Source organism: Hanstruepera ponticola (assembly GCF_002940745.1).
Lineage (GTDB): Bacteria > Bacteroidota > Bacteroidia > Flavobacteriales > Flavobacteriaceae > Hanstruepera > Hanstruepera ponticola.
This window is the reverse complement of the sequence record NZ_POTB01000001.1, coordinates 1,790,185-1,805,911: the sequence shown is the minus strand read 5'-3', so window position 1 is coordinate 1,805,911 and position 15,727 is coordinate 1,790,185. Positions and strand designations below refer to the sequence as shown.

At 31.7% G+C, this 15,727-nt stretch carries 13 protein-coding genes; 8 read left to right on the top strand and 5 right to left on the bottom strand.

Annotation, left to right across the window (positions count from 1 at the left end):
* Nucleotides 1-40: 40 nt before the first annotated feature.
* The gene (locus C1S72_RS08225) at nucleotides 41-1,837 is read left to right on the top strand and encodes a M1 family metallopeptidase (protein WP_104735134.1); all 1,797 of its coding nucleotides are present in this window, start codon (nucleotides 41-43) and stop codon (nucleotides 1,835-1,837) included.
* Nucleotides 1,838-1,887: 50 nt separating this feature from the next.
* Here the strand turns inward: C1S72_RS08225 and C1S72_RS08220 are convergent, their stop codons facing one another.
* Together C1S72_RS08220 and C1S72_RS08215 are read right to left on the bottom strand one after the other, a co-directional pair.
* On the bottom strand, nucleotides 1,888-3,078 hold the full coding sequence (locus C1S72_RS08220) for a succinylglutamate desuccinylase/aspartoacylase family protein (RefSeq protein WP_104735133.1): 1,191 nt from the start codon (nucleotides 3,076-3,078) through the stop codon (nucleotides 1,888-1,890).
* A 4-nt stretch (nucleotides 3,079-3,082) separates the two neighbouring features.
* Nucleotides 3,083-4,933 (bottom strand): CBS domain-containing protein, encoded by a 1,851-nt coding sequence (locus tag C1S72_RS08215; protein ID WP_104735132.1) that lies wholly within the window; start codon nucleotides 4,931-4,933, stop codon nucleotides 3,083-3,085.
* Nucleotides 4,934-5,064: 131 nt separating this feature from the next.
* Here C1S72_RS08215 and rnpA point away from each other — a divergent pair, with 131 nt between their 5' ends.
* Genes rnpA through C1S72_RS08200 form a run of 3 tightly spaced genes read left to right on the top strand, consistent with a single transcriptional unit; the run spans nucleotide 5,065 to nucleotide 7,971 of the window.
* A complete protein-coding gene (gene rnpA / locus C1S72_RS08210; RefSeq protein ID WP_104735131.1) occupies nucleotides 5,065-5,445 on the top strand; it encodes a ribonuclease P protein component in 381 nt (126 codons plus the stop codon).
* A 2-nt stretch (nucleotides 5,446-5,447) separates the two neighbouring features.
* The gene (locus C1S72_RS08205; protein WP_104735834.1) at nucleotides 5,448-7,082 is read left to right on the top strand and encodes a S41 family peptidase; all 1,635 of its coding nucleotides are present in this window, start codon (nucleotides 5,448-5,450) and stop codon (nucleotides 7,080-7,082) included.
* A 31-nt stretch (nucleotides 7,083-7,113) separates the two neighbouring features.
* The gene (locus C1S72_RS08200; protein WP_104735130.1) at nucleotides 7,114-7,971 is read left to right on the top strand and encodes an OmpA family protein; all 858 of its coding nucleotides are present in this window, start codon (nucleotides 7,114-7,116) and stop codon (nucleotides 7,969-7,971) included.
* On the opposite strand, the gene C1S72_RS08195 is transcribed toward C1S72_RS08200, so the two are convergent.
* From C1S72_RS08195 to rpiB, 3 genes are read right to left on the bottom strand one after another with little or no spacing between them, the layout of a single operon-like run.
* The gene (locus C1S72_RS08195) at nucleotides 7,968-8,411 is read right to left on the bottom strand and encodes a GNAT family N-acetyltransferase (RefSeq protein ID WP_104735129.1); all 444 of its coding nucleotides are present in this window, start codon (nucleotides 8,409-8,411) and stop codon (nucleotides 7,968-7,970) included. The genes C1S72_RS08200 and C1S72_RS08195 overlap by 4 nt on opposite strands.
* 14 nt (nucleotides 8,412-8,425) lie before the next feature.
* Complete coding sequence (locus C1S72_RS08190; RefSeq protein ID WP_104735128.1) at nucleotides 8,426-9,337, bottom strand: cation diffusion facilitator family transporter; 912 nt, start codon at nucleotides 9,335-9,337, stop codon at nucleotides 8,426-8,428.
* Nucleotides 9,338-9,379: 42 nt separating this feature from the next.
* Nucleotides 9,380-9,814: a ribose 5-phosphate isomerase B gene (gene rpiB / locus C1S72_RS08185; RefSeq protein WP_104735127.1), complete on the bottom strand. Its 435-nt coding sequence runs from the start codon at nucleotides 9,812-9,814 to the stop codon at nucleotides 9,380-9,382.
* 539 nt (nucleotides 9,815-10,353) lie between these two features.
* On the opposite strand from rpiB, the gene C1S72_RS08180 reads away from it, so the two are divergent.
* From C1S72_RS08180 to C1S72_RS08165, 4 genes are all read left to right on the top strand, one after another.
* On the top strand, nucleotides 10,354-11,880 hold the full coding sequence (locus C1S72_RS08180; protein ID WP_104735126.1) for a T9SS type A sorting domain-containing protein: 1,527 nt from the start codon (nucleotides 10,354-10,356) through the stop codon (nucleotides 11,878-11,880).
* A 145-nt stretch (nucleotides 11,881-12,025) separates the two neighbouring features.
* A complete protein-coding gene (gene rnr, locus C1S72_RS08175) occupies nucleotides 12,026-14,263 on the top strand; it encodes a ribonuclease R (protein WP_104735125.1) in 2,238 nt (745 codons plus the stop codon).
* A gap of 24 nt (nucleotides 14,264-14,287) precedes the next feature.
* Complete coding sequence (locus C1S72_RS08170) at nucleotides 14,288-14,959, top strand: head GIN domain-containing protein (protein ID WP_104735124.1); 672 nt, start codon at nucleotides 14,288-14,290, stop codon at nucleotides 14,957-14,959.
* Between the two features lie 42 nt (nucleotides 14,960-15,001).
* The gene (locus tag C1S72_RS08165; RefSeq protein ID WP_104735123.1) at nucleotides 15,002-15,682 is read left to right on the top strand and encodes a LysE family translocator; all 681 of its coding nucleotides are present in this window, start codon (nucleotides 15,002-15,004) and stop codon (nucleotides 15,680-15,682) included.
* The last annotated feature ends 45 nt before the right edge of the window (nucleotides 15,683-15,727 follow it).

The following is a 15,727-nucleotide window of genomic DNA, read 5'->3' as shown; positions in this document are numbered from 1 at the left end:
CTATCCTAAAGTGATAGGATTTTTTTTAAACTTCAATCAAATGAAAAATTTATTCTTAATCGCATCCTGCTTTGTGCTTATCCTATCTTGTGGTACAAGCAATAAAGCCATTGCGCAAAACCCAACAAATTCAAATGATAATTGCTACTGGCAACAACATGTAGATTATAAAATGGAAATTGATATGGATGTGGAGTCGTATCAATACAAAGGGAAACAAACTTTGGTTTATACTAACAATTCTCCAGATGTTTTAAATCGTGTTTACTACCATTTATATTTTAATGCTTTTCAGCCTGGTAGCGAGATGGATATTCGTTCGAGAACCATCGCAGATCCTGATGGTCGTGTAGGAGATAGAATCAGTAAACTACAACCCAATGAAATTGGCTATATCAAGGTCAATTCATTAAAGCAAAATGGAAAATTAATAAAATATGAAACCGTTGGAACAGTGCTGGAGGTTGAACTTGCAAAACCTATTCAGTCTGGAGAATCTGTGACGTTTAATATGGATTTTGATGCGCAAGTCCCTATTCAAATTCGTCGTTCAGGAAGAAATAATGCTGAAGGTGTGGCACTATCAATGACACAATGGTATCCTAAATTAGCTGAATATGATTTTGAAGGCTGGCATGCAGATCCTTATATAGGTCGTGAATTTCATGGCGTTTGGGGTGACTTTGATGTCAAACTAACTATCGACAAAGATTATGTTGTTGGAGGGACTGGATACTTGCAAGATGATATAAAAACAAAAGGTGATAAAAAAACATTGCATTTTGTAGCGCCTAAAGTTCATGACTTTACATGGGCTGCAGATCCAGAGTACATTCACGATACCATGCAAGTTCCAAATGGTCCAATGCTCAATTTTTACTACAAGAGCACATTGGATGAAGAAAAGAAAGAAAGTTGGAAAAAGCTTCAACCAAAAACAGTAGAGTTGATGCAGTATTTCAGCGAGCATATTGGTAAGTACCCTTATGATCAATATTCCGTAATTCAAGGTGGTGATGGCGGTATGGAGTATGCCATGTGTACACTTATTACTGGTAATCGCTCATTTGGTAGTCTAGTTGGAGTAACTGCTCATGAGTTGGCTCACACATGGTTTCAATTTCTGTTAGCCACAAATGAAGCAAAACACGAATGGATGGACGAAGGGTTTACAAGCTACATTAGCGATTATGCAATGAATGAAGTTATGGATGAAGGTAAAGAAAACCCAACAGTTAACGCTTATAGAGGTTATTTATATCTGGCTAAATCTGGTAAGGAACAACCGCTTTCTACGCACGCTGATCGCTATGAGTTTAATCAGGCCTATGGTATTTCGGCTTATAGTAAAGGTGAAGTATTTTTAGCTCAATTAGGGTATGTTATTGGTGAGGAAAACCTTAAAAAAGCTATTAAAAAGTACTTTAATGATTTTGCTTTTAAACACCCAAGGCCAATTGATATTATCCGATCTGCTGAAAAGGTAACAGACTTTGAATTGGATTGGTATCTAATAGATTTTACTCAAACCACAAATACAATTGATTATGGTGTGAAAAGTGTTGAAGATAAAACCATTAATTTAGAGCGTATAGGTTTAATGCCAATGCCTTTAGATGTAACAGTAACATATACTGATGGCACGACCGAAGACTATTATATCCCTTTGCAAATGATGCGTGGTGAGAAGCCAACTTCAGCAACCATTATTGCAGACTGGGCCTGGGCGAATCCTAATTATTCATTTGAAGCTTCAAAAACTGTAAAATCGGTTAATATAGACCCTAAACAAGGTATTGCGGATGTTAATCGTGAGAATAATGTAATGGAAAAATAGCCATATTAAAACTAGTACTAAAAAAAGCCACTTTAACGAGTGGCTTTTTTTTAGTACCAGTCTTCATTCTTATACATTATGTTTTTTGAAGCCCATTCTCGGTTTGAGAGTCTTAAATGTGTGGCATCTATTTTTTGAGTTCTATAACCCAACAAATGAAAAAACGATTTCGCTAAAAACCTTGCTATTTTTAGATTCACAACTAATACCTGTTTATGTTTGCTTTCCCAAGAAACGCCAGGTAAAATCACTAAAAAATTATCAAATTTTACACGTCTTAAAAACTCGGATAATTTTAAGAAGAATGGTTTTATAGGTTTTATTATAAAAAAGCCTTCTGCACCAATTTTTTGATATAATGGCATGAAAATTCTACCACGTTGTTTTGGGGTGATTTTGCCGTTTACGTCAGTTGCTAAAACCATTTCTTTTCTTATTTTTTCAAAACTCTTAAAACCTTCAACCATTTTAAAATTATCTTCTGGTTTTATACGGTGTAAATAATTTATCTCAAAAGCATCTTGAATATTATGACATTGCTCAAGTAATTGCTTATAATGCGCCTGAAAATCCAAATCTGCATCAGGTTTTATAGCCTTTGTAAAAAGAAGTGCTAAATAAATAAAAGATTGACTGTTTATCACAGCGTCTTTGTCATTATGTTGTCCGGATTCAAAACCTAAAGAAACATAACCTAATTGGTTAACATAACTTAAAAGAGGTCCCTCTAAATACTCCTCAATTCCTAATACGATTGGTACCGGAAAAAGCATTGAGAATTTTCTATTTATTAAGGCATCGTTTATAGTTATAAATGGAATGGTTTTACTAGAGGTTGTATGAAAATCAATAAAATAAAATGGTCCAGATTCAGTTTCAATAATGTTGTGAATGAGATGGTACAAATCAATTAACTCTTTTTCCTCATAATTTAAATTAGTTTTCTTTTTTATACTATTAATACGTTCTTCAAACCAGAGTCTATTTAAATCTTCGTTTATGTAGCGTTTATTTTGTTTTAAGGCTTGAATATTTCCAGTTATAGCAAAGATTGTCCCTAAAACATCTTTCGGGTTAATTTGATTAAAAACATGGTTTAAAGCAAATACACCAGCAGTTTCATTTCCATGAATTCCTCCAAAAAAAACTACGGTAGGGCCATCTATATTGCCTTTAATCTTTCCGATTATACGATGTGTTTTTATAATTTCTTTAAGTGCTGGACTACTAACCTCAACCATGTATTTATATATCTTTTGAAGTTATAATTCCAATTAATTTATCATTTTTAAGTACAGGAAGACTATGTATTTCATGTTTATCCATTAGAGCTTTTGCCTCTGATATGGGCATCCACTCGTTAGTTGTTATAAGGTTTTTATGCATAACCTCTTCAATTGAAATGCTGCTAATATTTACATTATCAATATATCTTGAAACATCGTTCCAGGATAATAAGCCTACTAAACTCAAATCATTATTAATCACTGGCATATGATGAATGTTCTTCCATTTCATGATATTTAAAACCAGTTTAAGGCTGTCATCTTTCTCAACCGAGAATATTTTAGTACTCATATGATGCTTAACAGTTTTTTCAGCTTCAAAACCTAATGACTCATGACCATTTAAAACACTCCAACTTCCAACTGGATAATCTTGTTCTTGTTTATTGTATAAATTAGCTACCAAAATTTGGGCAGCAGTATATGGTTTATGGTTTTCCTGTAAATTTCGGTAGCTTTTTACCAACCATTGAGAACCACAATTAGATTTTATTCGATTTTCAATTATTGTTAAATACTTTTCAGCATCTCTTGGTGAAATATCTGCTTTATACAGGCCTTTATATGCCATAGGTAGTAAGTGATCAAGTAATAAATTCTGACTTGAAACATACTCTCCGTTCCATATAAATTGAGTGCCCATACCATATCTGGCAGCATTAAAAAAGTTAGTTTTAACATCTTTAAAATCCCATTTTTCGTGAATGTTTTCAAACGCTTTTGGTTTACCAAGCATCAAACCAACCCAAAACATCATATTGGCAATTTCATCAGTTAAGGTGGGTCCTGAAGGAATATAACGGTTTTCAATACGAAGATGCGGTTTTCCTCCTCCTACACCATAACATACACGATTCCACCTGTAAACTGTCCCATTATGAAGACTTAAGGCTTTTAATTTTGGAATCTCACCAGATTCCACCATATCAACACTATCTTTGTCATACTCTGCGGTTACTAGGCTTCTAAATCGTGAAACACTATCTCTGAAAATATCTACAACAGATCCCGTTTCCCAGTTGGCTCCAAAGCTTACACGAGACTGTTTCTCATTCAAAATAAATGAATTCGCTCGTGTATCAACACTTTGAGTAAATAGGGCAATACGTGTTTCATTCCAAAGCTCTTTTCCGAATAATAAAGGTGAGTTGGTACAAATACCTAAAACAGGACCAGCAATGGCTTGAGCCCAATTATAATCATCTATAAACCGATCAGGATGAATTTGTAAATGAGCCTGAAAACTGGTGTTACAAGCCTCTAACATCACCGAATTGTGTAATAAATTCAACTCATCTACACCCTTGATATGAATACTAAAATCTTGTTTTCTTGAATCTTTAATAGCTTCATTCAAAACTTTATAGCGTTGAATTTCTGTCATATTATCATCTGAAATATACTTAAGTGATAAGGTTGGTAAAATACCTGTAAGAATAATTTTAGTGTTATGCGCATTGCAAACTATTTTGGCTTTATCAAGAAGTTTAGACAGCTGTTTGTGCAATTGCGAAAAGCAATTTGCTTTTAATTCTAACGGATCAGAATTAATTTCAAGATTGTAATTACCAATTTCAGTCGTAAAATGCTCGTCGTTTATTTCATTCAATAAAGCAATAGAGTTGTCATTAGGATAAAAATCATTGTTTACAATACAAAACTCTTGCTCCGCTCCTATTCTTATGGGTTCTTTTTCTATTAAACCCTTATTTAGCATGATTTCAAGCGCTTCAATATCTCGTGTTAATTGATGAATAAATGCTGCTTTCTCTTCTTTTGAAATCAATCGTGTTACATATAAATTACCCATACCTAAAAAAATTTACTTATAATAGTTATGTAAGTTACAGTGAAGAGCTTTCAAAAAATATGATTTATGTCATACTGAAAATAGACTTTCAATGAATTGTAATTACTATTTTCGCAATTAGATAGCATTAAATGAAGGCAACTTATTCCAAGAAAGATAAGCTTAAAAGCAAAAAACTCATTGAACAACTGTTTACTGATGGACAGTCTGTTTCGTCATATCCGCTACGATTAGTATATTTAAAAACCAATTTTAACGAAAATGTCTTTGCAAAAACTGGTGTTTCGGTTTCAAAAAAACACTTTAAAAAAGCTGTTGATAGAAATAGGATTAAGCGACTTATGCGTGAGGTTTACCGATTGAACAAAACCAATTATTTTAACAACATTACAACACAATATGCGTTAATGATTTTGTACATTGGTAAACATATACCTACTTATGCAGAACTCGAACAGCCAATGAATAAACTGTTTGAAAAATTTGTAGATAAAGAATCTAAAAGTAATTGATGATGAAAAAACTACTAAAAAAGCGCATTATTATCCCTTTTTGTGCTCTTGTAATATTCATATCCAGTACGGCATTTCAAAACGATTTTTTTGAAATAGCCAAGCAAATAGAAATATTTACCACCTTGTACAAAGAGGTCAATATGAACTATGTTGATGATACAAACCCAGCCCAGCTCATGGATACTGCCATTAAAAGTATGTTGAGCGATTTAGATCCTTACACACAGTTTTACAATGAACAAGACGTAGAAGCTGAAAAAATAAGACGTACAGGAGATTATACTGGTATAGGAGCTAATGTAAGGACTATGAAGGACAAGTTAGTTATTATAGAGCCTTACAAAGACTATCCTGCAGACAAAGCAGGTTTAAAAGCTGGTGATGAAATTATAAAAATAGGTAACACTGTATTGGCAAATTATAAAGAAGATGCTGGTGATTTATTAAAAGGCTCTTCTAGTACCAAAGTAACTGTTACGTATTTAAGACAAGGCAAGGAATACAACGCAGACATTATGCGTTCTGAAGTTGAAATAGATGCTGTTCCTCATTTTTCTATGATTGATGATAAAACCGGTTATATTGTTTTAGATAAGTTTAATAATAAAGCCTCATCTCAAACAGGATATGCTGTAAAAGACTTAAAAGCTCAAGGTGCTGAAAATATTATTCTCGATTTAAGAGGTAATCCAGGAGGGCTTTTGCTTGAGGCTGTTAAAATTGTCAACCTATTTGTTCCTAAAGGTCAACTAGTAGTTTCAACCAAATCAAAAGTTAAAAAATTCAATCGGTCTTATTACACACAAAATGATCCGATAGATACTGAAATTCCTCTCATTGTGCTTATTAATGGTACGAGTGCCTCGGCAAGTGAAATAGTGTCTGGCGCGCTTCAAGATTTGGATCGCGCAGTTATAATAGGATCTAGAAGCTTTGGTAAAGGTTTGGTACAAAGACCAAAGCCTCTTACCTATGGAACACAATTAAAAATTACTATTTCTAGATACTATACACCATCTGGTCGTTGTATTCAAGCTCTTGACTACTGGAACCGTGATGATAAAGGAAACGCTGTACGCATTGAAAAAGATAAATACAATGAATTTAAAACTAAAAACGGTAGAAAAGTATTTGATGGTGGTGGTGTTTTCCCAGATGAAGCATTAGCAGAAACTAAAAATTCAGCCATCACAAAAGCCATTCAAAATGATTTTTTGATTTTTGATTTTGCTACTGATTATTATTACAAACATCCCAATACAGATATTCACAATTTTAAATTAACAACAGCAGATTTCAATGACTTTAAAAACTTCTTAAAAACAAATGATTTCACATTTGTTACTGAAACAGAAAAAGCACTTTCTAAAGTATTAGAAAAAGCTGTAAAAGAAGATTTGGATGATAATATTGAAACCGATTACAATGCCCTTGTTTCCAAGCTTAATAACTCTAAAGAATTAGCAATTAACGAAAATAAAGAAGAAATTCTTGCGTTATTAACTGATGAAATAGTAAAACGTTTTGTTTACAGGGAAGGTTTGTACGAATTCTACAGAGAACATAATTTAGAAATTAAAAAAGCATCTGAAATTTTATCCAGCCCTTCTACATATAAAAATTACTTAAATTAAGTATATTTAAGATAATTTGTAAATACCTACAATGAATAAATTAATAGCGCTCTTCATATTGTGTGGTTTTAATATGCTCTTTTCTCAAACAGATGCAGAAAGAGAACGAACTCATATTGTTTTCTTTGAAACCGATCAATATGTTGTACTACCCACCGAAGAAAGCAGACTTATGCTGTTTTTATCGGAAATTGAATCGCTAGACATCGAAAAAATCTCTATTTATGGCTTTTGTGATGACAGGGGTTCTGACTCTTACAACCAATTGTTATCACAATATCGTGCTAATTCGATTAAGACCATTTTTTCAAATAATGAATTTGATGAATCAAAAATAACCAATGTTGATGGTAAAGGAGAAGTACTTCTTGAAGTTGTAAAAGAGAATGAAATTGCAAAAATACGTGGCTTAAACCGTAAAGTAGAAATCCGTGTACAACCCTATTCTCCGCCAAGAACAGCAGATGAAATAAATAAACCAAAAAAGAAAGAGTTTTCTGAAGCTATAAAAGGCGATATAAAGGCAGGCGATAAATTTTTATTAGAAAACATTTTATTTAAAACAGGTTATAGTTTACTCCTTCCAGAATCTAAAAAAACTCTTGAAAAAATTGCCGAAACGTTGTTAGAACGAGAAGATATTTATTTCACCATTCAAGGTCATGTCTGTTGTACTCAAAATGGAAGAGATGCCATGGATAGGCAAACAAACAAAAGAAATTTATCTGTTACAAGAGCAAAATATATTTATGATTATTTAGCAAAAAAAGGAATAGATAAACGACGTATGAAATATGTTGGAATGCGGCGAAAGTTTCCTTTGGGTGGTGATCCTAAATTTGACCGACGTGTTGAAATATTAGTAACATATGTTGGAGAAGGAAACTAACTTTTTATCATTTTAATGTGTGGAATACCATCTTCAAGGTACTCCTCTCCTATTTCTCTAAATCCTAATTTGTTATAAAAATTACCCAAATAGGTTTGCGCTGAAATTAATATTTCCGTTTCATTAAAAACATTTTCTATTAAACCAATTGACGCTTTCATAATATCATATCCATATTTATGATGGCGTTCACTTTTTTTTACTACTACCCTACCAATACTAGCTTGTTCAAAATAATCTCCTGTTTTAAAGACTCTAGTATAAGCAACTAGTTGGTCGTTTTTATAACCCAAAACATGGTAAGCTTTCATATCCTTACCATCAATATCTTGATATACACAATCCTGTTCTACAACAAAAACTTCAGATCGTAATTGTAATAAATCATACAACTCTTTAGTATTTAATTCCTGAAATTCCTTGGTTATAATTTTTAACATTTTAAAGAGAATAATTAATCTTGAACAATAATGTCTTTTGGATCTGCTTTATTAAATTCCGGTTGTATAGTCACGTGATTTATTTCAAATTCGTTATGTAAAATGTCTTCTATTTGCTTTAAAACAGTATTGAATTCAGTTATGGGTATATCTTCTTTTAAATCTAAATGAGCTTCTAAATGTAATTCATCATCATTTAAGCACCATACGTGAACATGATGTAATTTTTTAACTTTTGGTATTTTATGAACAGTACGAAGCACTTCTTTTATATCAACCTGATCTGGAGTAAACAACATGAGAATTCGAGTTGATTTTTTAAGCAAATCATAACCTACCCAAACCAGGTATAATGCTATAAGTAACGTCAATAAACTATCTACCCAGAATATTTTATAATACTTCATTAACAAACCACCAATCAATACAGCAACGCTCGCCATCATATCTGTAAGAAGATGTAAATACGCCGAACGCATGTTGAGGTTAGTATTTGCATCTCGTTTTAGTAACAACACACTAAATCCGTTAGCTAGTATAGCAATTGCTGATAGCCAAATAACAAGATTAGATTCTATTTCTTGAGGATTTTGGAAGCGTTCAACTGCTTCAACAATTAACAAAATACCAACTATGACTAATGTGGAGGCATTAATGAATGCTGCTAATATTTCAGCACGTTTATAACCGAATGTTCTATAAATAGAAGCTTTGCGTTTGGATAATTTTGAAGCTCCAAAACTAACCACTAGTGAAATAACATCAGAAAAATTATGAAGCGCATCACTCAATAAAGCTAAACTACCTGAAACTAATCCACCAATTATTTGCGAAGCTGTAATAATGATGTTTAATAAGATAGAAATAATGAGATTTCTATCTTTCATATTGGTGTGTGAGTGGCTATGTGAATGTGAGTGACCCATTATGTACCAATATAAAATTGGTATCTATTTAAATATTAATATCTAGCAACTTGCAGGAATTTTATCAACGCGTTTTTGATGACGACCTCCTTCAAATTTAGTTTCTAAAAATGTACTAACCATTTTTATAGCTTGCGGAATTGCTGTAAAACGAGCAGGAATACAAATAATGTTTGCGTTATTGTGTTGTCTAGTTAGTTCAGTTATTTCGTTTATCCAACAAATTCCTGCACGTACATTTTGATACTTATTAGCTGTCATAGCTACACCATTTGCACTACCACAAATTAAAATTCCAAAATCAACTTTGTTATCATTAACGTCTTGAGCAACGGGATGTACAAAATCCGGATAATCAACACTATCATTACTATCTGTACCATAATTATTTACAGTATAACCTTTAGACGTTAAATATTCAACAATTGCAAATTTATAGTCAGTTCCAGCGTGATCGTTACCTATAGATATTGTCATAATTTGATTACTTTAATATTAAGGTTATAAAGGTACAAAATGCCAGATTTTAAATCGTAAAATTTAACGTGTTTATAAAACAGTCTATATAGACTCATAACTTGTTAATATCTATTTATCATTTTCTAATAGATATATTTTTAAAATTCAATTAAAATTACAAGCAAAAATTCAGACGAAAGGAACAAAAATTTTAGCATCTTTTTTTGGTTGACTTTTAAGCATGAAATCTAACTTTATAAACAGCAAAAAATAAAATTAATATTAATATTTAACTATTAACATGAGTTATAAACAGCTGTTAATAGTTAATAAAATAGTATTCATAATGAATGCTTTATAAGTAAAAGTTGTGTTAATTACCTATCAACTTTTTGTAAACTACTTCATATCAAAATAAATACTAAAAAAGTTATACGTGCTATTAACAAGCTATAATAATCATTAATATTTTTTTTAAATTTAAAAGAAAGAATATAATTAATAATATAAATGTTGATAAGCATATGTTTTATAGTTTTGTATGAAATTTTTAGTTTATGAAATATATTTTTACACTATTACTTCTCTTTCCTTTATTTATATTTAGTCAAGTGCAAATTGGACAAGATATTGATGGTGAAGCGATAGGAGATAATTCAGGTAGTTCAGTTAGTCTATCTTCAGATGGTAAAATTGTCGCAATAGGAGCTACTGGAAATAATGGTGTAAATGGAGAAAATTCAGGTCATGTACGTGTATTTGAGAATGTGTCTGGAAGCTGGGTTCAAATAGGTTCGGATATAGATGGAGAAACAGATCATGATTATGAAGGTAATTCTGTTTCCTTATCCTCTGATGGATCTGTATTAGCTATTTGTCATCAAAGATATAACCCAGTTAGTGGAGAAAATTCAGGCCATATACGTGTGTTTGAAAATCAATCAGGAAATTGGGTTCAGATTTGGATAGAAACTGGAGATGAGCCGGAATGGGATTATGAATATGATAATTATGGCTATTCAGTTTCACTATCCGACGATGGTTCTGTCATAGCATTTGGAAAAGCAGGATTGGATGGTAATAATGTAATACAATCAGGTTTTGTAAGAGTCTTTAAAAACCTATTTGGTAATTATATTCAAATAGGATCTGATATAAACAATGAAGTAACAGGAGATAGATTTGGATATTCTGTAAGCTTATCATCAGATGGTTCGGTTGTTGCTATTGGTGCTATTGGACAAGCTTATACTTTTAATGAAGTTTTTTCTAGTTATGTAAGTATTTACCAAAATCTATCCGGAAATTGGATTCAAATAGGATCTGATATAAATAATGAAGTAATAGGAGATAGATTTGGATATTCTGTAAGCTTATCATCAGATGGTTCGATTGTTGCTATTGGTGCTATTAGTAATGATGGAAATGGAGAAAATTCAGGACATGTACGTATTTATGAAAACCAAAATAATACGTGGGTTCAAATTGGTCAAGATATTGATGGAGAAGCAACAGGTGATAGGTCAGGATCAAGTGTAAGTTTATCTTCAGATGGTTCGGTTGTTGCTATTGGTGCTCATTGGAATGATGGAATTACTATACCGCAATTAAATGATATTAGTGGAGAAAATTCAGGACATGTACGTATTTATGAAAATCAAAATAATACGTGGGTTCAAATTGGTCAAGATATTGATGGAGAAGCAACAGGTGATAGGTCAGGATCAAGTGTAAGTTTATCTTCAGATGGTTCGGTTGTTGCTATAGGAGCGCAAGGAAATAATGGTGTTAATGGTGAAGATTCAGGCCATGTGCGCGTGTATGATTTAACTGAAGCTTTATCAGTAGATGAAAATAGTCTTATAAAGTTTAATTTATTTCCTAATCCTGCATATACAAGTATTACAATTGAAGTTCCAAAGAATCTAGAGATTAAAACTATAGCTATTTATAATAATTTAGGACAATTAGTTACAAAAACAACCAAATCTATTGTTGATGTAAGTAGTTTATCATCAGGTGTATACTTAGTAGAAATAGAAACCATTGAAGGAAGAGCTACTAAAAAACTAATTATAGAATAATTTAATACTTTATAAACAACTACTTAACACTATTTAATTTTAAAACCGTAGCTTTGTATAAGTTTAATACACTTTACTTCGCTTTGGTATTAAATTAATAATTAAACGTTCCAGTCTTTTGGAACTAGAATATGAAAAGAAATACATGACAAGAAAGAAAAAAAGGAAATCATCAAAAAATAAGATTTCTAACCTGACTAATACAATCTTAAGTATATTAAAAAAAGAACGAAATAAATCCTTTAATTATAAACAAATTGCAGCTAAAATTGGTGTTGATGATGCGAGTAGTCGTAATCAAATAATTAAAAAACTCCAACAGTTAAAAGCTAAACAAGAAATTGAAGAAGTAGAACGTGGTAAATTTAAAGCCATTGTTACAACCGAGTATCACACAGGAATTTTGGACCTATCGCACAAAGGATCGGGTTATATTATTAGCGATGATTTTGAAGAAGATGTTTTTATAGCATCAAATAATATTAATCGTGCATTAAATGGTGACGAAGTAGAATTCTATGCGTATAAACGTTTAAAACGTGGTAGAAGAGAAGGAGAAATTACGCAGGTTTTAAAACGTGCAAAAAATGATTATGTTGGTGTAATTCAAATTCAAAACAATAAGAATTTTGCGTTCGTAATACCAGACAGTACAAAAATGTATAAAGATATTTTTGTTCCAATTAATAAGATTAACAAAGCTGAAGATGGTGATAAAGTTTTAGTATCACTGGATGATTGGCCTGAAAAAGCAGATTCACCACACGGACGTGTTCTAAAAGTTTTAGGTAAACCAGGAGAACACAATACCGAAATTCATTCCATTTTAGCAGAGTATGGTTTACCATATGAATTTCCGCATGAAGTTGAAGATTACGCTAACAAAATAAATACTGCTATTACTAAAGAAGAAATAGCTAAACGTCGTGATATGCGTGATGTTTTAACCTTTACAATCGATCCAAAAGATGCTAAAGATTTTGATGATGCATTATCATTTCAAATATTAGAAAATGGATTATATGAGATTGGTATTCATATTGCAGATGTGTCACATTATGTAAAACCTGATACGGTTCTTGATGATGAAGCTTATGAACGTGCTACATCGGTTTATTTAGTAGATAGAGTAGTACCTATGTTGCCAGAAATTCTATCTAACAATGCGTGTTCATTAAGACCACATGAAGAAAAATATACCTTTTCAGCTGTTTTTCAATTGAATGATAAAGCTGAAGTAAAAAATCAATGGTTTGGTAGAACAGTAACCTATTCTGATGCGCGTTTTGCTTATGAAGAAGCGCAAGCTATTATTGAAAATAATCCAAATGTCACCTCGAGCGCTGTCGAGAGGTCTCAAATTAATTCAACCATTCCTCAAGATGTATCCCTAACAGGAAAAGAATATCAAGCAGATCAAGCTATAGCTGACGCTGTATTAAAACTAGATAAGCTTGCAAAAATAATGCGCTCAAAACGTATGCGCTCTGGCGCTATTTCTTTTGATAAAGTTGAAGTAAAATTCAATTTAGATGAGGATAATAATCCTGTAGGTGTATTCTTTAAAACATCAAAAGATGCTAATAAACTGATTGAAGAGTTTATGTTGTTAGCAAACCGAAAAGTGGCTGAATTTATTGGTAAACAAAAACCACAAAAAACCTTTATTTATCGGGTTCATGATGAACCAGACGAAAGTAAATTAGCAGCTTTACAAAATGTTGTTGGTCGTTTTGGATATAAGTTAAATTTTAAGGACAGAAAAAGTGTTGCATCTTCTTTAAATAATTTATTAAGTGAAGTAAATGGTAAAAAAGAACAAAATTTGGTTGATACATTGACTATTAGGACAATGAGTAAAGCTGAATACACGACCCATAATATAGGTCATTATGGTCTAGCTTTTGATTACTACAGTCATTTTACATCACCAATTCGTCGTTATCCAGATGTTATGGCGCATCGCTTACTACAACGGTATTTGGATGGAGAAAAATCTGCTAATGAAGATGTTTATGAAGATAAATGCAACCATTCTAGTAATATGGAATATTTAGCTACAAAAGCTGAACGCGATTCAATAAAATACATGCAAATACGTTTTATGCAAGACCATCAAGATGAAGAATTTGTAGGTGTTATTTCTGGCGTAACCGATTGGGGAATTTATGTAGAAATTATTGAAAATAAGTGTGAAGGTATGGTTAGTGTTCGTGATATGAAAGACGATCATTATCAATTTGATGAAGATCATTTTGCATTAATTGGAAAAAATTCTAACATTATGTATCAACTTGGTGATGAAGTAGTTGTCAAAGTAAAAGATACGGATTTAGTAAAAAAGCATTTAGATTTTCATTTAATTGGAAAGCACAACGAATAATAATTATATAAATAGTTTAGAATCATGAAGTATATTTTTGTTGCAGTGACCATGTTATTAACAACTGCATTGTTTTCACAAACCGAAAAAAATTTAGGTGACTTCAAGGAAGTTAAAGTTTATGATAGGATAGAAGTGGAGCTGGTAAAAGCAGATGAGAATAAAGTTGTTGTTTCAGGAAAAAACACTGAAGACGTTGTTTTTGTCATTAAAAACGGAACTTTGAAAATTAGAATGACTCTAGAAAAAATTTTTAATGGTGATGATACTGAAGTTAAAGTATATTACAAAAATATTGATATTATAGATGCTAATGAAGGTACCTTTATTGGATCTAATGATATTTTTGAGCAATTTGAAATAGACTTAAGAGCACAAGAAGGTGGCTCAATAAAATTACAAGTAAAAGATCTAACTTTTCTAAATATAAAAGCTATTACAGGAGGTTCTATACAAGTAACTGGGAACTCAAAAAACCAAAATGTTGACATCAATACTGGTGGGACCTATAAAGGAAAAAGTCTCCAAACTGAAAAAACAGACGTTGTAATTAGAGCAGCTGGTGAAGCTAGTGTTTATGCTACAAAAGAGGTGACTGCTAAAGTTAGGGCAGGCGGTAGCGTTTATATTTACGGAAATCCTGAAACAGTTGATGAAAACACTGTTTTTGGCGGTAAAATAGTTAGAAAGAATTAATTACCTGCATTTTTTATAAATTTGTGGAAATGCTATCCACTTATGCTTGACGCAATTTTAGCGGCTATCCCTTTCGGAATTATTCTGTCTTTCACCATAGGACCGGTTTTTTTTGTTTTACTAGAAACCAGTGCCACAAAAGGCTTTAAAAGCGCTTTTATATTTGATTTAGGTGTCATATTTGCTGATATTTTTTTCATAATTGTAGCATTTTACAGTACTACTAAACTTTTAGATAAGGTAAAAGATGATCCAAGTTTTTTAATTTTTGGTGGTGTTTTGTTAGCAGTTTATGGCTTTATTTCTTTTGTGAAAACATCAAAATCCTTCCGTGAAATAGTTAGAGATTATCACACTGTAGAAATTAAAAAGAAGTTTGGTAAACTTTTTATCAAAGGGTTTTTACTCAATTTCATAAACATTGGTGTATTACTCGGTTGGCTCGGTTTTATTGTTATCGGTAATTCATTAACCGAAACAACAAAAGATCTTTGGGTGTTTTTAGGTACTATATTAGCTGTTTATTTCCTAGTAGATTTATTAAAAATGGCAGCAGCTAAAACCCTTAAAAATAAATTGACACCAAGGCGTATTTTTAAAACTAAAAAAATCGTTTCTCTGGTTATAATGGGATTTGGTATTCTTCTCTTAATTCAAGGTTTTTTTCCAAAAGAAAAAGAACTTCTTAAAGAAAAACTGGAACAAATAAATCCTTTGGATTGATAATTAGGTTTTTGTTTTTGAACAGTCTGGCAACCTCACTTTAAA